Here is a 23,534-nt window from a genome sequence, read left to right as displayed (position 1 = left end):
TAATTTTTTCCCGCAGATTTAGCAGATTTAGCAGATAAAAAATTCATTTTATGATTCTGGAAGCGGTCTTTCTATATGTAAAACCTGATTTTGCAAATCAATTTGAAAGTGATTTTGCAAAAGCAAGTCAGTATATTTCGTCTATTGATGGTTATTTAGGACATCGTTTAGAGAAATGTCTTGAAGTCGAGAACAAATATCTTTTATTAGTGGATTGGAACACGCTTGAAGATCATACTGTAGGCTTTAGATCTTCTAAAGCTTATCTGGAATGGAAAAAGATTTTACATCATTATTATGAACCTTTTCCTGTTGTAGAACATTTCGAAACCGTTTTTGAGAATAGAAAATAGCCCACAGATTTTACGGATTAAGCGGATTAACACAGGTTTTTTAATTCGTGCTCATTCGTGTAATTCGTGGCAAAAAAAACACCAAAATGAATATCAAACTTATCGCCATTGGCAAAACCGATAATAAATCGTTGCAGACTTTAATTGACGATTATACCAAACGTTTGTCGTTTTATATCAAATTTGATTTGGAAATTATTCCGGATATCAAAAACGTCAAGAATTTATCTGAAAGTCAGCAAAAGGAAAAAGAAGGGGAATTGATTTTGTCAAAACTTTCGCCAACCGATCAATTGATTTTACTGGATGAAAACGGAAAAAACTTCTCAAGCGTTGGTTTTTCTGAAGAATTACAAAAGAAAATGAATTCTGGAATCAAAACGCTTGTTTTTGTAATTGGCGGCCCTTACGGATTCTCTGATACTGTTTACAGTAAAGCACAAGGAAAAATTTCGCTTTCGCTAATGACATTTTCGCATCAAATGGTTCGTTTGTTTTTTATTGAGCAATTGTACCGTGGCTTTACGATTTTAAGGAATGAACCTTATCACCATCAATAAAATTAAGTGCTACATCATATTCTCGTCCAATTATAGCAGTAACCTTTTTATAGCAAACTTTTACAACAACACACCAAAAACACCTTAGACACCTTACAAACAGCATTTTACATCTAAAACCCCACTTAAATAAAAATAAAACATTAAATTTGTTATATTTTTATTAAATCATAATAAAATTTAATAATTATATTTTTTTAACCTTTTTTTAACCCTAAAAAATATATAATTATGAAAACTCTGCTTAAATTTTCAGTACTTTTTCTTTTGCTTTTGATTGGAGTTTCTTGCTCCAGTAATGATGACAATAACAATACGCCAGTCATTGTGACCTTTTCAGCTAGCTTAACCCCAGTTGCAGGTACAGGTTCAGCGGGTAGTGGTAGTGCAACGCTTAAACTTAATCAAAGTGCCAAAACATTTGATATTACCGTAAACTATTCAGGAATCACACCTAACCACGGCCATATACATGCGGCTGACGGAACAATTTTATTTCCTTTTCCTGATGCTGTTGTTACTACTTCTCCAATAGTTTTAAATTTCACAATAACTGATGCTCAAATAACAGAACTTATGGCGGGTCACTATTATGTAAACTTACATACTGTAGCCTTCCCTAGTGGAGAAATAAGTGGGACACTTATTAAAACAGGAACTTCCGGCGGTGGCGGAGGTGGTGGAGGCGGCTATTAAAGCCAACCTAAAAAACAAATCCTTTCTATTATTATGATACAGAAAGGATTTATTTTTTGTTTCAGTCTTTAGTAAATAAATTCTACTGGAAGTTTATCAAGATTGTGAGAAACGTATTTTTGCAGTAAAATTTTATCTTGAATGTACTCTTCATAACTCATGTTCTTATCAAATAAAAACACTAGATCTGGTACTCTTTCGAATTTTATACTATAAAAATATTTTAATATTTCTGATATTTTTATTTCCTTATTTCCCATCAAAACTTGTTCTTTTCCTTTTCTAAAATAAAACACAAAAGTTCCTTGAGTTGGTTTTTCTGTTTTATAATACACTTTCGTGAAAGGTAAAAAGGCCATATTCTTCCCGATCGAATCTGCGTAAGAATAATAATTTTCAGCTTTTTCGTTTTTATGGACTTTTTCTGCTCGCTTTTTTTCCTGGAGTTTCATTACTTCCGGAATTACCAATCTTAACGGTAAACGTTTGTCTATATTAAAAATCCAATTGGTTGAAATAATGCTGTTTTTTCGGTTTACATCAGCAATTGTATCTTTTCCTTCTGTTTTAAAAAAGATATAAATTGGCGAATGATCTTGTACATCTTTCACTATAGAAACATTTGCTTTTGGAAGTAGAACGTCTTTTTTTTCTTCGCAGGAAAAAAGAAGAAATATGAATATTAAGCTGAAGTATTTCATGTTTATTTTTTTCATTTTAATTATTGAATAAATCTGGATAATTAATCAAATTTATAATTCCTCGAATAAAGATTCAGTAAACAAATCGTTCCTTAGATCGTTGTAATTGTCATCCAAAGCTATCTCTATTATTTTATTCACTTCGTCCTGACTCAAAACATCCGTATTTTTATACTTTTTATTTGAAAAATTTTGTTGTTCCAAGCGTTCTTCAATTTTCTCTTTTAATTCTAATTTTATTTTTTCTCTAAAATTTTCTACTTGTATTCTTTTCTTTTTATATAATGAGTAATATCTTTTCTGTAAACTCTCATAATCATTCTTCCAATCTTGTAAAGATTTTTGAATGTTATATTTTTTATAATTCAGAATTAAAATATCATCATCTAAATCATCAAAAAGTCCCCACTCTTCCTCATAATCACATATTTCTCCTTTGTAGATATTTATTCTATCGCCGTTCTCTACTATGAAAAATTCTTCACCAATATATCTTCTGATTTTCCAATATAAATCAAGTAAATCTGCGTGATCTAAATTAAAATTTACTTCTACAACTTCATAAAAATCACTAGACTGGAGCTGATAATTTATTTCTCCATTTTCTCCCCAATTATGGACATCGCTAAAAGAGAATAATACATTATTTTCTTCTATTATGATATTTTGAAGTACATTAAAGCTATTTATAATATTTGGTTTTTCCATAATTTAAACTTACTCAATTTATCTATTTCAATCCCATTTTCTCAAACAAAGTAACACATTCCATAGCTTCTTTTACATCATGAACACGAAGGATTTTTGCACCTTTCGTCAAAGCAATTGTATTAATAACTGTTGTTCCGTTTAGAGCATCTTGCGCTGTATTACCAAGTGTTTTATAAATCATTGATTTTCTGGAAACTCCTGCTAAAACTGGTAATTCCAACAAATTAAAAAGCTCCATTTTTTGTAAAACCTCATAATTCTGATCTGTTGTTTTGGCAAATCCGAAACCTGGATCTAAGATCAAATCATTAATTCCGAGGCTTCTTGCATGTTTTACTTTCTCAGAAAAATAGAAAAGCATTTCTTTTACAATATCATCATACTGTGTCAAACTTTGCATCGTTTGTGGATTTCCACGCATGTGCATCATGATATACGGAACATTATATTGGGCAATTACCTCAACCATTTTATCGTCCAGTTCTCCCGCTGCAATATCGTTTATAAGTGCTGCACCACTTTCTATACTCGCTTTTGTAACGGCAGCTCTAAAAGTATCAATAGACAATAACGTTTCCGGAAAATGCTTTAAAATCAATTCAATTACCGGAACAATTCGTTCAATCTCTTCTTGTTCCGTGACAAACTCAGCACTTGGTTTACTGGAATAAGCACCAATATCAATAAATGTCGCTCCTTCAGATAGCATTTTATCAACTTGCGAGATAATTTCAGCTTCATTTTTATACTTTCCGCCGTCAAAAAAAGAGTTTGGCGTCACATTCAAAATCCCCATTACTTTAGGAATCGACAAATCTATAAGTTGCCCTTTGCAGTTAATCAGCATATCTTTTGTTATTTTTGTTTCAGGTTTCAAGTTTCAGGTTAACGTAGATTGCGCAAGCACTTGAACTTGAAACAAAGAAAACCTGAAACTTGAAACTTTTTTACAGTTTCAAATTGTTGGCATTAACACTTTGTTTAGAAAAAACTTGAAACAAAGAAAACCTGAAACTTGAAACTCTTTAATATAATCCCTATTTTTGAAGAAATTTTAGCAAATATACAGCAATAAATGAAGAATACTTCCCTTGAATATGATAATGTAATTACGGTTTGCCGAACTTTATTTATCAATAAAATGACAGATTATGGTAGTGCATGGCGTATTTTGAGATTGCCATCATTGACTGATCAAATCTTTATAAAAGCGCAAAGAATAAGAAGTTTACAGGAAAATGAAGTCCGTAAAGTTGATGAAGATGAAAAAGGAGAATTCATCGGAATCATTAACTATTCGATCATGGCTTTGATTCAGTTAGAATTGGGCGTTGTTGATCAGCCTGATTTAGATGTTGAAAAAGCAACCGAATTATATGATGCTAAAGTTAAATTGACCAAAGAGTTAATGGAAGCCAAAAATCACGATTATGGAGAAGCGTGGCGTGATATGCGTGTAAGTTCATTGACTGATTTGATTCTGCAAAAATTACTTCGCGTTAAGCAAATTGAAGATAATAAAGGTAAAACTTTAGTTTCTGAAGGCATTGATGCCAATTATCAGGACATGATTAATTACGCTGTTTTTGCCTTAGTATTGAATCCATTAAAATAAAAAATTTAGCCACGAATTTCACAAATTAACACAAATTAATTCGGGAACATTCGTGAAATTCGTGACGAAAAAACAAAAAAATATGAAAAACATTATTACTCAATTCTCAAGATTATTTGTCGGCGTATTGTTTATTATTTCAGGATTAATCAAACTGAATGATCCGGTTGGTTTCTCTTATAAACTAGCCGAATATTTTAGTGAACCTGTTTTTAATATGCCTTTTTTAGAGCCTTTGGCTTTAGGATTAGCAATATTTTTGGTGATTCTGGAAGTAGTTTTGGGTGTAATGTTATTAGTAGGTTACAAGTCTAAACTTACTATTTGGGCTTTATTATTATTGATCGTTTTCTTCACGTTCCTTACCTTCTACTCTGCTTATTTTGACGTAGTTAAAGATTGCGGATGTTTTGGAGACGCTTTACATTTAACGCCTTGGCAATCGTTTACAAAAGATATTGTTTTACTATTCTTTATTCTGATTTTATTCATCAATAAAAAGCTTGTAAAACCTTTATTTCCAAAAATGGCAACTAATTTAGTTACGCTTCTTGCTATAATTTTATGTGTTTTTATGGCTGTTTGGGTATTGAATCATAATCCTATAAAAGATTTCCGTCCTTACAAAGTGGGAACAAACATTGAGAAAGGAATGGAAATTCCGGAAGGTGCTCCAAAATCTGTAGTTGAAATGATTTTTATCTATAAAGTAAACGGAGTTGACAAAGAATTCTCTGAAAAAGATTTGATGAACATCCCTGAAGGTGCAACGTTTGTAGATAGAAAGGACAAAGTTATTACTGAAGGTTATGTTCCGCCAATTCACGATTTTACAATGGTAAAAGAAGATTCAGATTATAAAGCTGAATTATTAAAAGAACCTAAATTATTGGTTTTCGTAACTTACGATTTGACATTATCAAATCCTGAAGGAATGCAAAAATTAGAAGGTGTAGCAAAAGATGCTAAAGCAAAAGGATATAAAGTAATTGCAATGACAGCTTCTGGAGCTGAGGAAATTGCAAAAGCAAAAAAACAATATGGTTTAGATGTTGACTTTTATTTCTGTGATGCAACGGCTTTAAAAACAATCGAAAGAGCTAATCCAAGTATTGTAGTTTTACACAAAGGAACTATAGTTCAAAAAGTACATTATAATGATATTAAGGATTTGAACCTATCTGATGTTTCGTATAGTCTTTAAAAAACAATAAAATAATATAAAGGACGCCAATATTTTATTGGCGTTTTTTTTGCCTAAATGTGTTGTTAAATTAAAAAAAATAAGAAAATTTAATCACAAACTATTTTTCTTACATTTGTTAAAAACCATTCCAAAAAACAATCTTTTTTATGAAACAACTACCAAAATTCTTCTTTACTTTTTTACTTACACTAATTACTATTTTTACAAGCTTTTCGCAAGAAAAAACACCAAACAAAGACCAGTGTTATATCTATTTTTTACACAATGGCTTTATCGAACAAAATGATTTAAGCGTCGCACATCCGGAATACGGAAAAGCGGAATACAATGAAATTCTAGCTTCTTTTAGAAAAGATAATTTTATTGTTTTTAGCGAAATCAGAAAGAAAGATACAGATGCACATGACTACGCCGAAAAAATAGCAAAACAGATTAAAAAGCAGCTTAAAAAAGGAGTTCCGCCAAATAAAATCACGGTAATCGGAACTTCAAAAGGCGGTTATATCGCACAATTTGTTTCTACTTTTTTAGCAAATCCTGATATCAATTTTGTCTTTATTGGATGTTTTAGAGACATTGATATCGAAGAATTTCCGGATATTAATTTCTGCGGAAATATCTTGATGATCTACGAAGAATCTGATGTTTTAGGCGTTGATGCTACCAAACGAAAAGAAACTTCTAAACTAAAAGTAAATCATTTTAAACAAATTGAATTACATACCAACCTGAAACATGGTTTTTTATATAAAGCTGCAGATAATTGGATTGCACCAAGTAAAAAATGGGCAAATGGTGATTATGATTTGAATTAAAATTATCAGAGAAAAACAACAAAAAAAGTCTTCAATAAATTCTAAATCAGAATATGTATTGAAGGCTTTTTTTATGCGAACCTGACGTTTTTTTGCTTCTAAAATTACTTTATAAATAAAAAAACCACCTCAACTTTTATTTCTTCAAGAGTTTATTTCTAAAAATTCCTGTTTTAATGGCTAACTATTACGATTTCATTCGGCTTTTTTTAACCTAAATTTCCAGATTTGTGATAAAATAAACGTCTGTTCAAATTTTGTTAATCTCCATTTGGCATTCGATTTGTTTGTTTAACTTTGTTCGGAAACTTTTATTAAGTGAAGTCACATTACTCAAAATCATTAAAATTAACAGAAAAAGACAATATTATATTTAATCCAAAAAACAAATATTATTTATATATGAAAAAATTAGCCCTAGTCGTTATTGCATTTATTGTATTTATTACATTTTCATATTCTCAAGATCAGAAAACAAGTTTTTCTAAAGAAGCTTTATCTGAGAAATTATTAGCAACAGATGGAAGTCAGGTTGCATTCAAAAACATTTTAAAAAAATACAAAGGAAAAACTTTGGTTATCGAAGTTTGGGCTTCGTGGTGTGGCGATTGTGTAAAAGCAATGCCGAAATTAAAAGAACTACAAGCAAACAATCCTGATGTTTCTTATTTATTCCTTTCGGCTGATAAAACATCTGACAAATGGAAAGCTGGAATTGAAAAACACGAATTAAAAGGCGATCATTTTATGATGAATGATGGCATGAAGGGTGTTTTTGGAAAAGCAATTGATTTAGATTGGATTCCGAGATATATCGTTATTGATCAATCTGGTAAAATCGTTTTATATCGTGCAATTGAAACCGATTTTGATAAAATCAATGAAACATTAGAAAAATTGAGAGGAGTAAAAGTTACCGGAAGATTTAATGACAAACCTCAATCAGTCAATTAATAAAAAATTAAAAGAATAAAATAAAAACTACCAAAATGAGAAAAAAGATTGTTGCAGGAAACTGGAAAATGCATAAAAACGCAGGACAAACTGAAGAATTATTAAGTGAATTAATTACTAAAATACCAGCAAAAACTACTGCACAAGTAATTGTATCACCAACTTTTGTAAACTTACAAGCTGCTGTTGCTAAATTAAAAAATACAACTATTGGAGTTTCTGCTCAAAACGTTCACCAAGCTGAAGGCGGTGCTTTTACAGGAGAAATTTCTGCTGATATGTTAACTAGCATTGGTGTAAACACTGTAATTCTTGGTCACTCTGAGCGTCGTGCTATTTTTCACGAAACTGATGCATTAATCGCGAGCAAAGTTGATACAGCTTTGAAACACGATTTAACTGTTATTTTCTGTTTTGGAGAAGAATTAAAAGATCGTCAATCAGGAAACCATTTCAACATTGTTGAGAATCAATTACGTGATGGATTATTCCAAATTACAAAAGAATCATGGCCTAAAATTGTTTTAGCTTATGAGCCAGTTTGGGCTATTGGAACTGGAGAAACTGCTTCACCAGAACAAGCTCAGGAAATGCACGAATTCATCAGAGAAGTTGTTCGTAAAGCTTACGGAGCTGATATCGCTGACGAAGTTTCTATTTTATACGGTGGTTCTGTAAAACCGGATAACGCTAAAGAAATTTTCGGTAAACCAGACGTAGACGGTGGTTTAATTGGAGGTGCTGCTTTAAAAGCAGATGATTTCTTAGCTATCGTAACTGCTATCTAAATTTTAGATTTTCTATATATAAAAAAGCGTTCGCAACAGCGAACGCTTTTTTTATTTTCATATTTCACATTTCACAAATTACATTCCACACATTACATTTCACAAACAACTAATTTATAAATGTCATTAATAAAGGGCAATTGTATTTTTTAAATGTTGGTGTTGTTTTATAAAGGGAATAAAAATTCGTAAGCTCCTTCCCTGCTTTAAACGGATTTTTTTCTTCTTCTTCGGCAGAAACAATATTAGCGTAGTGCCCGTAATAATTACATTCAAAAATCATTAAACTCGCCAGCGCTTTTTCGTTATTATTCTTAGACATTTTTAATGCTTTCTCATAATACATCTTTGCCATTGTCAAGCTGTAATAATTCCCTTTTTGATAGGTCTTTTCGATCTCAGTGTTATCTCCATAGACATAATCAACATAGGATTCTCCCGATGTCCAATCATAAGCTACCATCATCCAGGAATTTCCTAGATACGAAACATTAAAATACGCATGCGCCAATTGCAAATTGCTCGCTGCTGTATTTAGTTTCTTCAACTGAATCAATTTGGCTATAAAATCAGTTTTATTAAAACGATAATCGAATTTTCGCTCTTTCTCTTTTTGGAGAATTTTGGGCGAAAAAGGATTTTCGTTTAAATAATCCTTATAAGAATAATTCTTCTCCCAAAAATCTTTTGGCATACTTGAAAAAGTTTCATAAGCCAATTCTAAATTATTGTTTCTAAAAGCAATTGTTCCTTTTAAATCTTTATAATAATTGATATTCGGCGCTATAGTTCCGGAACAAATATATCTCTCAAAAGGTGTTTTGTCTTTTTTCTGCTGAAGTTCCATCAAACGATCAACATCTTCTACAGTTGCAGTTCTATCAAAATAACCTATATAACTGTAAAAATATGGATTGTTGTAATATCCCAAATATTCTCCATCGCTTTTAAGATCAGATTTCATCATTAATAATCCTGCAGTAACGCGATCGCCTTTTTTAGCAAAATCTGCGCTGGCAATTCGATATAAACTGTATAAGTTCTTGAATAATCCGTTATCGGTTTCAACTAGATTTTCAACCGAATCAAAGTATTTAAAAAGTTGGTTTTGGACTTTTTCACTTTTCAAATCATCTTGTTTTAGAGAAACTAGCGCCAATTGAATGTTCTTCTGCATTTGTATTGATGCATTGGCTTTATCAGAAATCATATCTGTATACTTTTTTCCTAACTCAATATCATCATCCATAAAACAAAGCTGTGCAATTGCCGCGGTGATATAATCTTTTTGTTCGCCTGAAGTTTGCTCCCGAATCGAAATCAAAAAGTATTCTAATGCTCTTAGATGCAAAATATCTTTGTTCAGGTTTTCCTCTTTTGCTTTAGCATAATCCTCATACCAATTAGTACCTTGAAAGGTAACAGACGGACTTCCATTATTGGTATATAGTGGTGTGAAAATCCAATCTTCGAGTTTGTTGATTTCTCTTCCTATCAAAAAACTCAAATTAATACTATTCGGACTTAGTTTATAAACTTCTTCGATTGTCTTTAAATCCGGCGCTGGATTTCTAAAACTTTCAATCGCCAGAATTACACTTCTTTCTTCGTCATTTTGAGCTAGAGCTAAAGTTTCTTCGGTTAATTTCCAATTATAATGCTGCAAAACGGCAAATGATTTTTCTTCGCAAGAAGCAAAAACTTTACTCAATAAGTAATTTTGCAACGGGAAATTCTCGATACACAAAGCTTTATAATACAAAGCCCAAGGTTCTAAAATTGTGTTTTTACTTTCAGCAAAATAAGTGTCATACAAACGAATTACTTCATTTTTATCCTGAGCATAAAAACTATATCTCAAAATCAAAAATGCATAACGCTGTTTCAAAAAAGGATCTTTAGCAGTTTTGATTTTCTTTTCAAAATCTTCTAAATCTGCCAATTTATGATCTTTACTGCCATAACCCACTTGTCCCCAAGATTCCCATTTTACATCGACATTGCTATTGTATTCCAGTTTTTTGGCAAATACGATATAATTCAAAAAAGCTTTATTTTTTGATAATAGTAACGCTTCAATAAAAGTATTTTTCTCAAATACTTTTATTAATGATTTCGATTCAAAAGCATTTTCAAATTGCTCAGAATCTGTTTCATACAAAATAGTATGTATGTCTTTAGGATCAATTGAACTGCCTAGTTTTTTCTTCCATTCTAAACAATTTAATTCCTGATCTACACCAGAAACCGTATTAGTAGAATAGTAATAATCTGCCGAATAATAAAACGGAGTCAGTTTGAAAAAACCTTCTCTTTGCGCTTTAAACAGAGCCAATCGGCTGGTTTCCGGCGAGACACTCCAACCACAGGCAAAAGAAACCTGAAAGCTTAAAACTAAAAGTAAACTACTAAAAACGCACATAATAGTTGGATATATTTTGGGTTCCATAATCGTTAATGTATTTTTTATCAAAGGAGAAAAACGTCACTTTGGTTTGATTATCAATCGGGATTTTACTTTTTACAATCGAAATCATTTTATCAAGTTCTTCTTCTGAAATTTTCTCAATCCTGATTTCATCTCCATTTCTCAAATAAGTTTGTCCGATTAAAATATCGTCTTGCAAAACATATTTAGTATCTGATATTTTTTTCAGTTTAATACTATCGTTTCTAATCTGATCATAATCTGATAAAATACCTTTAAACTTATCTCCTCTAAAAACCACTGCCCAACTGTAAAGAGGCAAAGCAATATCAAGTTTTAGCTTATATTGGTCGTGTGTAATATATTGCGCCAATTCTTCACTTGTTCCTATAGAATTTTTAGTCATAAAATCATCCGGTTTTGCCAAATTGTAACACATTAATAAACCTTTGTCTACAGGAGGAATTCCTGCTTTTGAAGCATATTTATATTGCCAAAGCCTGATTGTAGCCGAAATTTGGGCTGTTGGAAATCCTTTTTTGATTTGCTTCAACAAATAAAAATAATTGCCTTTTGATTTTTCGGACCAATCACAATCGATAAGAATCTCCTTGAAATCAACTTTTAGTTTTACTAATTCAATTGATTTTACGGAGTCATAATTGATTCTTTTATAGTTTTCCTGTTTGTAATAATCCCTTGGATATACAATTCCATTGGCTATTTTATCGGCTTTTGCTTCATTTATTTTTACGCCAATCTGTTCAATACGTTTTGCAATTCGAATCGCCAAACTATCCAATTGTTTTTTATTGGATTGTAAAACGACTTCGTTCGTAATAAAAATACTTGGCGTAATCTCAGGGTTACTTTCGTTTAAACTAGTGTTTCTGATTGTTGCAACTGGCAAAGGTTCTTTGGCATACGGATTCCAATCAATATCAAAAAAACGAACGTACATATGCTGTACTTTTAAATCCTTAATTAAAGAATCATCTTGGTTTTCAAAATTCAAATCGGTTTTCCAATAACAAAACGATCGTACTACTTCGTGTTCTTTTTCACAAGTTGCTCCACTAAGTACCACAAAGAGCAAAATAAAAATGGTATTCTTCATATTTTAAAAATCCTTACAAATTCCAATCAAAATTAACATTAATTAAACTAACGATGTCGATTATTTATGAACAACTTCTGTTTTCTATTCTTACCTTTGCAAAAAATTTATTTATGTCGAATATATATTTAGGATACCATTTTACGATTGAACCGAAAGAACCCGGATCAGAAATTTTAATTGCTGAATTAGGCGAAAAAGCATTTGAGACTTTTACAGAAACAGAAACTGGAATCTCGGCTTATGTGAAAAAAGATTTATGGGATGAGAATATTCTGGATGACATTTATATTTTACAATCTGAAGAGTTTAAAATCGAATATACGATTGAAGAAATCGATCAGGTAAACTGGAATGAGGAATGGGAAAAGAATTTTGAAGCGATTGATGTTGATGGAAAATGTCATGTTCGTGCTCCTTTTCACGAAAAAACTGATGCCGAATTTGATATTGTAATCGAGCCTAAAATGAGTTTTGGAACTGGTCATCACGAAACTACACACATGATGATTCAGCATTTGCTTGAAATGGATGTTGACGGCTTAAAAACGTTAGATATGGGTTGCGGAACTGCGATTTTGGCTATTTTGGCCGAGATGAAAGGTGCTCAGCCAATCGACGCTATTGATATTGACAATTGGTGTTATTTGAATTCTATCGAAAATGCTGAACGCAATAATTGCAAACATATTACCGTTTACGAAGGCGATGCAGCTTTATTAGCAGGTAAAAAATATGATTTGATCATTGCCAATATCAACCGAAATATCTTGTTGAACGACATGCAAAGTTATGTTGATTGTTTAAACCCAAAAGGAATTATACTTTTTAGCGGCTTTTATGAAGAAGATATTCCTTTTATTGATGCATCATGTACCGAAAAAGGTTTAACATATGTTAAAAAATTTCAAAGAAACAACTGGGTTTCATTAAAATACGTAAATTAGATAGTTGCTTATCTGTTTATTAAACAGCCCGCAGATTAAACGCTCAAAAGAGTTTAGCATTGATTTTATTATTTTTTAATCCATTTAATCTGTGCATCCCGATTGCTATCGGGAGTGGCAAAAAAATTAGTAATTACATCAGTACAAAAAACTTAAAAAAATGAGTACTAAAGAAAAAGTAAGAGAAAGAGTCCGCGAAAAGGAAGCTACGGCTTTCAATAACGAAATCATTGTTTATAATGACGATGTAAACACTTTTGATCACGTAATTGATACCTTAATGCGTGTTTGCAGCCATACAGCTGAACAAGCAGAACAATGTTCCCTAATTGTTCATTACAACGGGAAATGCGCTGTAAAAACGGGACCAATTGACAAGTTAAAACCGCAATGTACACAACTTTTAGAAGCCGGATTAAGCGCTGAAATTGTTTAATTGCAAATAATTTAAAAAACATTCTATTTTATTCTATATTTGAATAAAATAGAATGTTTTTTTTATGGAAGAATACGGAAAGATATTAATTATCGCCATGCCAATTTTTTTAGTCCTGATTGTAATCGAAAAGGCCTACGGCATTTATAAAAAAGACGACACTGCACCTTTGATAGACAGTGTGTCGAGCATTAGTTCAGGAATTACCAATTCTGTAAAAGATGTTTTGGGTCTAAGTCTGACTTTTATATCTTATGAATGGCTGGTTTCTAAATTGGCAATCTACCATCTCGAAGCCAATATTCTCTCCTATTGTATCGCATTTTTTGTGATCGATTTTTATGGATATTGGAGCCACAGACTGGCACATCAAATCAATTTTCTCTGGAATAAACATGCCATTCACCACAGCAGCGAAGAATTTAATCTGGCTTGTGCTTTGCGACAACCTATTGCAAGTTTAGTCAATCTGTTTACTTTTTTATTGATTCCTGCGGCAATTCTTGGCGTTCCGGCAACAGTAATTGCCATCACTTTGCCACTGCATTTATTTTTGCAATTTTGGTACCATACTAAACACATTAAAAAAATGGGAGTTTTGGAGCATATTTTGGTTACTCCTTCTCATCATCGTGTACATCACGCCATAAATCCTGAATATTTAGATAAAAATCATTCGCAGATATTTATTTTTTGGGACAAACTTTTTGGCACTTTTCAAGCAGAATTAGACAACGTTCCGCCTGTTTTTGGAATCACAAGACCAGCACAAACCTGGAACCCAATCCGTATTAATTTTCAACATTTAGGTTTATTAATTCAAGACGCATGGAGAGCAGAAAATTGGAAAGACAAACTCACGATTTGGTTTAAACCAACTGGCTGGCGTCCTGAAAACTTTGAAGAGAAATATCCTGTACACAAAATCGAAAATGTTTTTGACTTTGATAAATATGGCACCCAAAATTCTCAAAAACTTATTTATTGGTCTGTTACACAGGTTTTAATTACACTTTTGTTTGTGAGTTATCTCTTTGATAATATTGCCAAAATTGGCTTACCAAATATCTTTATTTACGGATTTTTTATTCTATTGACAATTTACAGTTATACTGAATTGATGGATAAAAGCAAATATGCCATTTTTTGGGAAGGTTTGCGTTTAACGGTTGCAATTGCGATTATATCTTATTACGGCGATTGGTTTGGCTTAAACAATGTCTTATCAATTGGAAATTATATTATTCTGACTTATTTAAGTTTATCATTTATAACCACGATTTACTTTGTAAAAATTGACTTTAAAACATCCCAAAATCAACCCCCAAACTCACTAACCACCTATGAGAAACTCAACATTTTTTAAAATCTTTATTACATTTAGTGTTATCTATCTGCTTGTTATATTTTTAGGATATGAAAGCTTAAATCTGTTTCTAAAACCTCTTTTAATTCCGTTATTAAGTTTTGGGGTTTATTTCTATCGAAAATTTCCCTCAAAAAATACACTTTTAATTGCCTTATTATTTTCATGGATCGGCGATGTAATTTTACTCTTTACTGATATTGCCGAAATCTATTTTATCCTCGGATTAGTCGCTTTTCTTATCTCACACATTACCTATTGCATCCTTTTTAACAAACAAATTAAAGGCGAAATCAAGAGAAATACGTTTCTTTTTGGAATTGGAAGTATCTTAATTGCTTGTTATTTAATAGGAATGCTTTCAGTTTTATTGCCCACTTTAGGCGATTTAAAAATTCCGGTAACGGTATATGCTTCTGTAATTTCGATCATGCTTTTGTTTGCTTTTAATGGTTTTTTAATTTGGAAAAAACCGGGAAATTTATATGTTTTTCTGGGCGCGATTGTTTTTGTTCTTTCAGATAGTATTTTGGCCGTAAACAAATTTTATAAGCCAATTGAGAAAAGTTCCTTTTTTATTATGCTGACGTATCTTGTGGCACAATATCTGATTGTAGTTGGTATATTAAAACTGAATCCGAAAAAGGTAGAATAGTTTTTTTTTGCACGCAGATTCTGCAGATTTAGCAGATGTTTTTTATCCCTTTTATTGTGATAAAAGGATAAATATATATTTCAGGAATGAAGTAATGTGAAATTGCAGATTTAAACAGATTAGATTGAAATCTTTTTAATCCCATAATCTGTGGCAAAAAACATTTTACTTTTATATTTGTACTACCAATTACCATAAGCCATGAAAAAAATAGCCCTTTTTATCGTTTTGCTTCTTACTACAGTTTCTTGTGTGAGTACAAAATCTACTTTGAAAAACGTAGACGATAATGCTCCCGATTTAATTTTGAAAAGAGACAATACTTTTGCCATTACACTTTTTAGTAAGGACAAGAAATATGGTTATGATCCTGATTACCCAGTTAATATTTTTTATAGAAATACAACTGACGAAGCTTTGAATGAAACTCGTTTTTTAAACGCTCTTGCCGGACCAAATGGCGAAAAAATAACTTATAAACGATTAGAAACTTGCTGTCCTTTCCCGACTAAAAGAAGTAATATGGGCGCTGGCTTTTTAAATGTTTATGAATTAAGATGGGAAGGTCAAAAGAAACCTATTACTCTTTATTTGAATATTTATGAAAAGGGTATTTTGATGGTTCCGATGGGATTGAGTTTGAAGAAGGATTAATAAAATAGAAAATACAACAATCAATGTTCGGAATATCCCCTTTAATTTTAATCATTTTACCCTTACTCTTTCAGATTATATTTGGTCGAAAAGCAATTGCTGAATCTATTACTTTGGGATTTGGAACTATTTCTATGATCAGCATAATTTTACAAATTGCATTAACAATTTTGGCATTTTTAATTGCTTCAAATAACTTTCAAGAGCAGCTTCAAGGTCAACCATACAGATGTGGAATGGGCCTAATAGGGATATTTGCGTTTTCTTTCCTTTTTACAATAATACTTGTGATTGTTATAATTGTACAGTACTTTATAAAAAGATCTTACGAATAATAATTACTTTAAACACATAAAATGAGTCACAAAGAGTTTATCATTCAAAGAGGAATTACGGATAACTACCCCAGAAAATTAATATTAAATCAAAACGAAATAAAATTTGACAGTAAGGATTTAAAAAATGATTCTTTTATAACTTTTCAAAAAGACGAAATTGCTGAATATCATTTTGGTGTAAATTGGATGCAGTATAAATTTGTTTTTGGCCATGAATATGTGATATCAATTCGTAATCATGATAATCAGGTTATGAAGATCAATTTCAAAACTTATTTTGGCAGAAGGAAAAATGAATATCATAAACTTTGCAATGAAATTCTGGCTTCACTATGGGATTTGTATTTTAAAGATATAGCAACAAATTATATTCAGAGACAAGAATTAGGAGAAGAATTTAAAATTGGAAAAGTAACATTTACTAAAGACGGTTTAAATATCCTGAGTAATGCATCTTTGAAGTCTAAAAGTGAATTTATCCCTTGGGAGAAAGTTAGATTTAAAAGTTATGTGACATATTTTGCCATTTATTCTAAAGATGACGCAATAAATATCAATTGTGGATATAGCTACTTAAAGGACTGGAATACAAATATTTTGCATAGTGTTATTAAAACAATTTTATTGAGTAAGAAAATCGAGAACGATTAATAATTCTTAGCTAAGACTCAGGGTGCATAAAATATTATTCCACATTTCAAATTTTAATTACGGAAATAATACCCACTATATTTCTTAAAAGAACTATAATTCCACTACGGTTCTAGCCCTGATAGTAGCGGAAATCCTTTTTTGAGAAAGCCTATTTTTTCTGGGTTTTGCAGAGCGACCGGAGGAAGCTCCTGCAAAGGCCAAGAAAAAAAAGGGTTTAGAGAAAAAGATTGCAGCGGATAGCGGGAATAGCTTCTTAAAAAAAACTTAAATCTTAATCTGCTATTCATAAATCATAACTACCTTTGCACTGTCAAAAAATCATATTATGAACATACAACATATTCCACAAATTAAGCATACTGATAGTGGGAATTTCTTTTTATTGGCGGGACCTTGCGCCATTGAAGGTGAAGAAATGGCTCTCAGAATTGCTGAAAAATTAGTTGGTATTACCGACAAACTTCAGATTCCTTACGTATTTAAAGGATCGTTTAAAAAAGCCAACCGTTCTAGAATTGATAGTTTTTCTGGAATTGGTGACGAAAAAGCATTAAAAATTTTAAGAAAAGTTTCTGAAACTTTTCACGTTCCAACTGTAACAGATATTCATACTAATGAAGATGCTGATATGGCTGCTCAATACGTTGATGTATTGCAAATTCCTGCTTTCTTAGTTCGTCAGACTGACCTTGTTGTGGCGGCTGCAAATACTGGAAAAGTGGTGAATTTGAAAAAAGGACAATTTATGAGTCCTGAAAGCATGAAACACGCTGTTCAAAAAGTTTTGGATTGTCATAATGAGAATGTTATGGTTACTGATCGTGGTACTATGTTTGGTTACCAGGACATGATTGTTGATTTTAGAGGAATTCCTACTATGCAGCAATATGCTTCTACGGTTCTTGATGTAACGCACTCGTTGCAACAACCTAATCAAACTGCTGGTGTTACAGGCGGAAGACCTGATATGATCGAAACTGTTGCCAAAGCGGGTATTGCTGTTGGGGTTGACGGTATTTTTATCGAAACTCATTTTGACCCTGCTAATGCAAAAAGCGATGGTGCTAATATGCTTCATTTAGACTATTTTGAAGGTTTAATGACGAAGTTGGTTGCTATCAGAAAAACAGTTAACTCATTTTAATTTTTAATACTAGTTCATTGAAAACAAAAATTTTATTTTTCTTCCTGATGTGTGTTTCTTTAAACACTTTTGCTCAGGAAGAAATCGCAGTACAAAAATACACCGCTCACAATAAAGGAAAATTCTTTATTTCCTGGGGAGGTAACAGAGATAGTTATACTAAATCTGATGTAAATTTTAGAGGGAAAGATTACAACTTTACGGTTGCTGATATGAAAGCTCATGATAAACCAAAAGGATATCATATTGATTATGTAAATCCAGCAAACATGACGATTCCGCAAACTAATTTTAGAATGGGGTATTTCTTTAGCGATCATTACAGCGTTTCTATTGGTTGGGATCACATGAAATATGTGATGACTCAGAATCAAACGACTAATGTTACAGGTAATATTAATTTACCTGCTGATCAAGCTGGATCTGTTTACAACGGAGTATATAATAACACTCCTGTAGATATGTCTCTAAATGGTGCTATAGAAGGTGGTTATGATAAAGGTGTTACTAATCCAAATGGCCCTGCTTTTTTAATGTACGAACATACAGATGGTTTGAACTATATTAATACTGAGGTTTCCAGACATGACGATATTTCGAAATTGTTTGGTTTGCCAAATATCGATAAAGTTCAGATTAACTTAACTGAAGGTGTAGGAGTTGGAGTTTTATACCCAAAAACAAATACAACTTTATTAGGAATGGAACGTCATGATGATTTTCACATTTCTGGTTATGGTTTATCTGCTAAAGCTGGGATCAACTTTACTTTCTTCAAATACTTTTATTTGCAAGGTGAGCTAAAAGGTGGTTACATTAATATGCAGGATATCAGAACTACAACAAGCAGCGACGATAAAGCTTCACAAGATTTCTTCTTTTTACAAAGAATTATCGCTGTTGGTGGAATCTTTAGAATCTAATATTTCATAAAACATATTTAAAAAATAGTTATCATTTTGGTAACTATTTTTTTTGCCATTTATTTGCTGAGATTTAATTATTTTGCCCATGGATTCAACTGATTAAGCTGGTCTTCGCAGATTTTTAATTTTCATAAAGAGTGTGCACATTTTGTTTTTAACGGATATCGTGTAAATCTATTTAATCCGTTGAATCTGTGGGCTTTTTTAGCTCTACAATGAAAACATAACATCTTTTATATTAAATTAAAACATGAAAAAACCAAAATACCTTTTTCCAATAATTACTTTTTTACTCAGTTTTGGGTGTGCTTTGTTTGTTGCAATGAAGGTTTTTCCGAATAATCCGTTTTCGCACACAAAAACGAAGCAGGAAACTACTTTGCTTGATAAAATTCAGGATGGTGATCTTATTTTTCAAACTTCGGAATCTAAGCAGTGTGAAGCGGTTAGAATTGCAACAAATTCAAAATTTTCGCATTGCGGAATTATCTATAAAATAAACGGAAACTTGTTTGTTTTTGAAGCTGTTCAGCCTGTAAAACTTACTTTACTTACTGACTGGATTCAACATGGGAAAGGTCAAAAATATGTTGTAAAAAGGCTTAAAAATGCAGATACAGTTTTGAAACCTGAGACACTTCAAAAAATGAAAGATTACAGTCAGCAATTTATGGGTAAAGAATATGATGCTTTTTTTGAATGGGATGATACTCGAATTTATTGTTCGGAACTGGTTTGGAAAATATATAAAAATGGCGCTGGTATCGAATTGTCAAAACTTAGGCAATTAAAGGATTTTAATTTAAGCGATGAAAGGGTTCAGAAAATAATAAAAGAAAGATATGGAAACGATATTCCGCTTGACGAGAAAGTTGTTGCTCCATCTGATTTGGTTGATTCTGCTTTATTGAAAACTGTAATAGATACTTATTAATTGCCCACTGGTTTTGCGGATTAAACGGGTTTACGCAGATTTTTCTATATAAAAAAAGCGATGAGTATCTCATCGCTTTTTTATTTCTGCTTTTTACAACTTAATTCGTCGCTGTTGGTAGAACAATTCCGTTTTGATCTACTAAATAGATTAATGAAGTCATTGTTGCTGCTCCAAGTTCTAATTCTCTTTTGTTTATGGCATCAAACTTATCGTTTGCAGCGTGATGGTAATCAAAATAACGTTGTGAATCTGGCATTAAACCTGCTTTAACGATTGTTTTAGACGTTAAATGCTCAATATCTGAACCTGCATGTCCTTTTATGAAACTATTTATTAAATAAGGCTCAAAAAAGTCTTTATATCCTTGTATTTTTTTCAAGTTAGCATCATCAGCTTCTAATGAAAATCCTCTTGGTGTAAATCCGCCTGAATCGCTTTCTAAAGCAAAAATATGATTCTCTTTCTTTTCTTTCGAAACTTCTTCATATTTAGCTCCACCTTTTCCGCCGTTTTCTTCATTCATAAACAATACAACACGAATTGTGTTTTTAGGCTTATAGTTTAGGTTTTTAAGGATACGAACTACTTCCATACTTTGTACTACTCCTGCTCCATCGTCATGAGAACCATCGGCAAGATCCCAAGAATCCAAATGACCTCCAACAACCATAACGTTTTCCGGAGTTACTGTTCCTGTTAATTCTCCAATTACGTTGTGCGACAATACATCTGGCAATGTTTGGCAAGATTGTTTGAAATAGAACTTTAATGCTGGATTATTTTTTAACAGCTTGCTCAACAATTCTGCTCCATTTGTGCTAATTGCTGCTGCCGGAATATATTGCTCTTTTGGCAAATCACCATAACTTTGATTTCCTGTATGCGGGAAATCATCTAATCGTAGACTTAAAGAACGTACAATTGTTCCAACGGCACCTAGTTTTGCAGCTTCCTGAGCTCCGCTTCGTCTTTGATCTCCAGCTTCTGAATAAGAAATAAAAGTAGGTACGTTTTCAGGATCCATTGGTCTGTTGTAAAACACAATCTTACCTTTTACTTTATCTCCTAATTCTTTCAGTTCTTTTATGCTTTGCACTTCAATTACCTCAGCAGTAATTCCCGTTTTAGGTGTTGCAACTGATGCTCCTAAAGCACAAATTGGCACAACAGTTTTTGTTTTATTATCTAAAATATAAGCTGTTTCTTTTTCGCCACGTACCCAATGAGGAACCATAACGTCTTGTAAATAAACTTTGTCAAGTCCAAGAGTTTCTAGTTGTCTTTTGGTGTATTGAACTGCTTCTTCAGCACTTGCAGATCCTGATAAACGACTGCCAATATCGTTTGATAAATATTCTAACCAAGTATAGCATTTTGCTTCGGTTAAGGCTTTTTTGTAAAATAATTTAATGTTTTTCTCATCGTTTGACTGTGCAAAAGATGTTAAGCCGTTTAGGGCCAAAACAGTTAAAAGAATTGTTTTTTTCATGGTATATTATAGCATTTTGGGTTGTATAACAAAGGAACAAAATTCTTTATAATTGCAATAGTTTTTTTACAACCTTTTCTTAAAATAAAACCAGAATTATTTTACTTCTTTTAGTTTATTTTTTGCTCCTATTCCACTTTCATTAAATGCCTCTATCGTAAAATAATATTTTGTGCCTTTATCTAAACCTCTAAAGTCATACGAACCTTCGTCGTATACCATAATGCTGTTATACAATTTATCAGCACTGATTCCGTAATAAATATTATAACCAATTGCATCTGCTTGCTTTTTCCATGTAATCATTGCATTACGAGAATCTTTTGCATTTCTGGCCACTTTAAAATATGAAACTGGTTTTGGTTTTTCTGATAATCCATTTCCAAAAACTCTAAAATCAGAAACAGCAAATAATCCTGAAGCATTGTGAATGTTCACCATCTTGATGTAACGTGCTTTAATTGGCTTTGTCAATTCGACATAATCATGAGGAACATCTTTAGCATTTTGAGATTTATCAACTACTAGTGTCCAATTCACAGCATCATCAGACATAAAGATTTTATATTGATAATAAATATCCATTGCTTTGTTGTACTGCGTTGCTTTATGATCTGCGTAATTAATTTGCAAAGCGTTTATTTGCATCGGTTTGCCTAAATCAAGCTGTAGCCATTCGCCTGGTTTATCTGTTTTTGCGGACCAATATGTCTGAATATTTTCATCGGTAAGATTATTAGCTCCGTAGCAAAATTTCTCATATACTTTTTTACCGCCATTGTCCATTCTGTGTGTTTCAACTTCCATACACTCTTCTGAAGAAGAAACTGTTACTGGCTTTTTGTATGAAAGCAACATCCATCCAGAAGAAGCTCCTTTTTCCTGATTGCGTTCTGCAGTTGGTAATACTATCGGGAAATCCCCATAAGAAGTTATCGAATACATAACATCGTCTTTGTCAAATCCTGCTGGAAACATATCTATACGACGCTCAAAACGATCTTTAATAGAAATCTTGCAGGTTCCAGTATTCCAATAATTTCCGTAATTATCCGCAAATGTATTTCCGTGTCCGGCTCCAATTACAAATCCTCCCGGTTTATAAGACATTGGATTGTGTTTTTGATATACAAATGGCCCTAACGGATTATCTCCTACATGTACTCCGTTTGCATAACCTTTAAACTCGGTTGCAGGAGCTCCGTATTGCATATAATATTTTCCGTCGTGTTTGGTCATCCAGGCTCCTTCAATAAAGTTACCCCAAGGTGCCGGTTCCATGTCATTATTTGGCCCAAAACGTTCCCAACCGTGGTTTGCAGGATCTAAAATTGCAACTTCTTTTATCTGACCATACGGACGCTGGATATCTTCAACTTCTGTCGCTTTGTATAACTTTTCGTAATCTGCCTGATTTCCTTTTGGCAACCATGTATTATAATCTACTTCTACGCCTACAAGAGGTAATTTTCCGCTTGATCCATAGTACATGTATACTTTTTTATCGTCATCCTGAAAGATCGCCGGATCCCAGGTTGGCAACATCACTTTGTCTACATGTCGCAACCATTGCCCTGATTTTGGATCTGCTGTTTTCCAAATTGGATGATCTCTTTTCCAGGTTGAACCTACATAGAATAAAGTATCATTTACTACCCAAGCTGCCGGTGCACATTGATCATCATCTGCAGGTCTTCTTTGAAAACTTCCATAAACAAATTTCCAGTCAGACATGTCTTTACTCCAAAAAAATCCTGCCTGATTTGTAGCAAATAAATAATATTCGCCTTTAAAAGTAATAATTACCGGATCTGCACTTGAACGGCGGGATTCCGGAATACCATTATGATTTTCTGTTGTATAATTATATCCAATATTAATTGGATTGCAATATGTTGTTGCAGGTTTATTTGGGTCAAACCATTCCGTTTTTCCTGGAATCGTGTTTTGTGCCAATGTCTTGGTATTGACACCAATAATCATTAGCAAAACGGGGATTAAATATAGTTTTTTCATGTTTTTATTTTTTAATTAAAAAGCTCC

The 23,534-nt window shown here is 32.2% G+C and carries 24 protein-coding genes; 17 read left to right on the top strand and 7 right to left on the bottom strand.

Features of this window, described 5'->3' with window-relative positions; all coding sequences use genetic code 11:
* Positions 1 to 50: 50 nt before the first annotated feature.
* The 3 genes from LPB88_RS05910 (at position 51) to LPB88_RS05900 (ending at position 1,609) form a co-directional block, all read left to right on the top strand.
* Positions 51 to 353, top strand: a complete 303-nt coding sequence (locus LPB88_RS05910; protein ID WP_230713458.1) for an antibiotic biosynthesis monooxygenase — start codon at positions 51 to 53, stop codon at positions 351 to 353.
* A gap of 86 nt (positions 354 to 439) precedes the next feature.
* A complete protein-coding gene (rlmH, locus tag LPB88_RS05905) occupies positions 440 to 913 on the top strand; it encodes a 23S rRNA (pseudouridine(1915)-N(3))-methyltransferase RlmH (protein WP_026982293.1) in 474 nt (157 codons plus the stop codon).
* Positions 914 to 1,144: 231 nt separating this feature from the next.
* Positions 1,145 to 1,609, top strand: coding sequence for a CHRD domain-containing protein (locus LPB88_RS05900; protein WP_230713456.1), 465 nt, complete (start codon positions 1,145 to 1,147; stop codon positions 1,607 to 1,609).
* 68 nt (positions 1,610 to 1,677) lie between these two features.
* On the opposite strand, the gene LPB88_RS05895 is transcribed toward LPB88_RS05900, so the two are convergent.
* From LPB88_RS05895 to folP, 3 genes are read right to left on the bottom strand one after another with little or no spacing between them, the layout of a single operon-like run.
* Positions 1,678 to 2,325, bottom strand: a complete 648-nt coding sequence (locus tag LPB88_RS05895; RefSeq protein WP_230713454.1) for a hypothetical protein — start codon at positions 2,323 to 2,325, stop codon at positions 1,678 to 1,680.
* Positions 2,326 to 2,361: 36 nt separating this feature from the next.
* Positions 2,362 to 3,018 carry a hypothetical protein gene (locus tag LPB88_RS05890; RefSeq protein WP_230713452.1) on the bottom strand — a complete coding sequence of 219 codons (657 nt, stop codon included), beginning with the start codon at positions 3,016 to 3,018 and terminating at the stop codon, positions 2,362 to 2,364.
* A gap of 22 nt (positions 3,019 to 3,040) precedes the next feature.
* Positions 3,041 to 3,868, bottom strand: a complete 828-nt coding sequence (gene folP, locus LPB88_RS05885) for a dihydropteroate synthase (protein ID WP_230713450.1) — start codon at positions 3,866 to 3,868, stop codon at positions 3,041 to 3,043.
* A 228-nt stretch (positions 3,869 to 4,096) separates the two neighbouring features.
* Here folP and LPB88_RS05880 point away from each other — a divergent pair, with 228 nt between their 5' ends.
* From LPB88_RS05880 to tpiA, 5 genes are all read left to right on the top strand, one after another.
* The gene (locus LPB88_RS05880) at positions 4,097 to 4,636 is read left to right on the top strand and encodes a DUF1599 domain-containing protein (RefSeq protein WP_230713448.1); all 540 of its coding nucleotides are present in this window, start codon (positions 4,097 to 4,099) and stop codon (positions 4,634 to 4,636) included.
* Positions 4,637 to 4,718: 82 nt separating this feature from the next.
* Positions 4,719 to 5,840, top strand: coding sequence for a BT_3928 family protein (locus LPB88_RS05875; RefSeq protein ID WP_230713446.1), 1,122 nt, complete (start codon positions 4,719 to 4,721; stop codon positions 5,838 to 5,840).
* Between the two features lie 149 nt (positions 5,841 to 5,989).
* Positions 5,990 to 6,658 carry an alpha/beta hydrolase gene (locus LPB88_RS05870; protein ID WP_230713444.1) on the top strand — a complete coding sequence of 223 codons (669 nt, stop codon included), beginning with the start codon at positions 5,990 to 5,992 and terminating at the stop codon, positions 6,656 to 6,658.
* Between the two features lie 402 nt (positions 6,659 to 7,060).
* The gene (locus LPB88_RS05865; protein WP_230713442.1) at positions 7,061 to 7,612 is read left to right on the top strand and encodes a TlpA disulfide reductase family protein; all 552 of its coding nucleotides are present in this window, start codon (positions 7,061 to 7,063) and stop codon (positions 7,610 to 7,612) included.
* Between the two features lie 35 nt (positions 7,613 to 7,647).
* A complete protein-coding gene (gene tpiA / locus LPB88_RS05860; RefSeq protein WP_230713440.1) occupies positions 7,648 to 8,400 on the top strand; it encodes a triose-phosphate isomerase in 753 nt (250 codons plus the stop codon).
* Positions 8,401 to 8,509: 109 nt separating this feature from the next.
* On the opposite strand, the gene LPB88_RS05855 is transcribed toward tpiA, so the two are convergent.
* Both LPB88_RS05855 and LPB88_RS05850 read right to left on the bottom strand, forming a co-directional pair.
* Entirely contained in the window at positions 8,510 to 10,849 is a 2,340-nt protein-coding gene (locus LPB88_RS05855; protein ID WP_230713438.1) for a hypothetical protein, read from the bottom strand.
* On the bottom strand, positions 10,809 to 11,945 hold the full coding sequence (locus LPB88_RS05850; RefSeq protein WP_230713436.1) for a hypothetical protein: 1,137 nt from the start codon (positions 11,943 to 11,945) through the stop codon (positions 10,809 to 10,811). Before LPB88_RS05850 ends, LPB88_RS05855 begins: the two co-directional genes overlap by 41 nt.
* 113 nt (positions 11,946 to 12,058) lie before the next feature.
* On the opposite strand from LPB88_RS05850, the gene prmA reads away from it, so the two are divergent.
* The 9 genes from prmA (at position 12,059) to LPB88_RS05805 (ending at position 19,999) form a co-directional block, all read left to right on the top strand.
* A complete protein-coding gene (prmA, locus tag LPB88_RS05845; RefSeq protein ID WP_230713434.1) occupies positions 12,059 to 12,892 on the top strand; it encodes a 50S ribosomal protein L11 methyltransferase in 834 nt (277 codons plus the stop codon).
* 160 nt (positions 12,893 to 13,052) lie between these two features.
* Positions 13,053 to 13,328 (top strand): ATP-dependent Clp protease adaptor ClpS, encoded by a 276-nt coding sequence (locus LPB88_RS05840; protein WP_230713432.1) that lies wholly within the window; start codon positions 13,053 to 13,055, stop codon positions 13,326 to 13,328.
* A gap of 64 nt (positions 13,329 to 13,392) precedes the next feature.
* Positions 13,393 to 14,694: a sterol desaturase family protein gene (locus LPB88_RS05835; RefSeq protein ID WP_230713430.1), complete on the top strand. Its 1,302-nt coding sequence runs from the start codon at positions 13,393 to 13,395 to the stop codon at positions 14,692 to 14,694.
* On the top strand, positions 14,672 to 15,349 hold the full coding sequence (locus LPB88_RS05830; RefSeq protein ID WP_230713427.1) for a lysoplasmalogenase: 678 nt from the start codon (positions 14,672 to 14,674) through the stop codon (positions 15,347 to 15,349). Before LPB88_RS05835 ends, LPB88_RS05830 begins: the two co-directional genes overlap by 23 nt.
* Positions 15,350 to 15,550: 201 nt before the next feature.
* On the top strand, positions 15,551 to 16,003 hold the full coding sequence (locus LPB88_RS05825; protein WP_230713425.1) for a 2-dehydro-3-deoxyphosphooctonate aldolase: 453 nt from the start codon (positions 15,551 to 15,553) through the stop codon (positions 16,001 to 16,003).
* A 356-nt stretch (positions 16,004 to 16,359) separates the two neighbouring features.
* Positions 16,360 to 16,992 (top strand): hypothetical protein, encoded by a 633-nt coding sequence (locus tag LPB88_RS05820; protein ID WP_230713423.1) that lies wholly within the window; start codon positions 16,360 to 16,362, stop codon positions 16,990 to 16,992.
* 328 nt (positions 16,993 to 17,320) lie between these two features.
* Positions 17,321 to 18,139 carry a 3-deoxy-8-phosphooctulonate synthase gene (gene kdsA, locus LPB88_RS05815; protein ID WP_072971167.1) on the top strand — a complete coding sequence of 273 codons (819 nt, stop codon included), beginning with the start codon at positions 17,321 to 17,323 and terminating at the stop codon, positions 18,137 to 18,139.
* A gap of 17 nt (positions 18,140 to 18,156) precedes the next feature.
* Positions 18,157 to 19,062 (top strand): hypothetical protein, encoded by a 906-nt coding sequence (locus LPB88_RS05810; protein ID WP_230713421.1) that lies wholly within the window; start codon positions 18,157 to 18,159, stop codon positions 19,060 to 19,062.
* Between the two features lie 253 nt (positions 19,063 to 19,315).
* Positions 19,316 to 19,999: a YiiX family permuted papain-like enzyme gene (locus LPB88_RS05805; protein WP_230713419.1), complete on the top strand. Its 684-nt coding sequence runs from the start codon at positions 19,316 to 19,318 to the stop codon at positions 19,997 to 19,999.
* Between the two features lie 100 nt (positions 20,000 to 20,099).
* On the opposite strand, the gene LPB88_RS05800 is transcribed toward LPB88_RS05805, so the two are convergent.
* Together LPB88_RS05800 and LPB88_RS05795 are read right to left on the bottom strand one after the other, a co-directional pair.
* Positions 20,100 to 21,491, bottom strand: coding sequence for a M20/M25/M40 family metallo-hydrolase (locus LPB88_RS05800; protein WP_230713417.1), 1,392 nt, complete (start codon positions 21,489 to 21,491; stop codon positions 20,100 to 20,102).
* Positions 21,492 to 21,587: 96 nt separating this feature from the next.
* Positions 21,588 to 23,507 carry a discoidin domain-containing protein gene (locus tag LPB88_RS05795; RefSeq protein WP_230713415.1) on the bottom strand — a complete coding sequence of 640 codons (1,920 nt, stop codon included), beginning with the start codon at positions 23,505 to 23,507 and terminating at the stop codon, positions 21,588 to 21,590.
* Between the last annotated feature and the right edge of the window lie 27 nt (positions 23,508 to 23,534).

Source organism: Flavobacterium sp. JAS (genome assembly GCF_020991455.1).
Classification (GTDB): Bacteria; Bacteroidota; Bacteroidia; order Flavobacteriales; family Flavobacteriaceae; genus Flavobacterium.
This window is presented reverse-complemented; position numbering and strand designations above follow the sequence as displayed.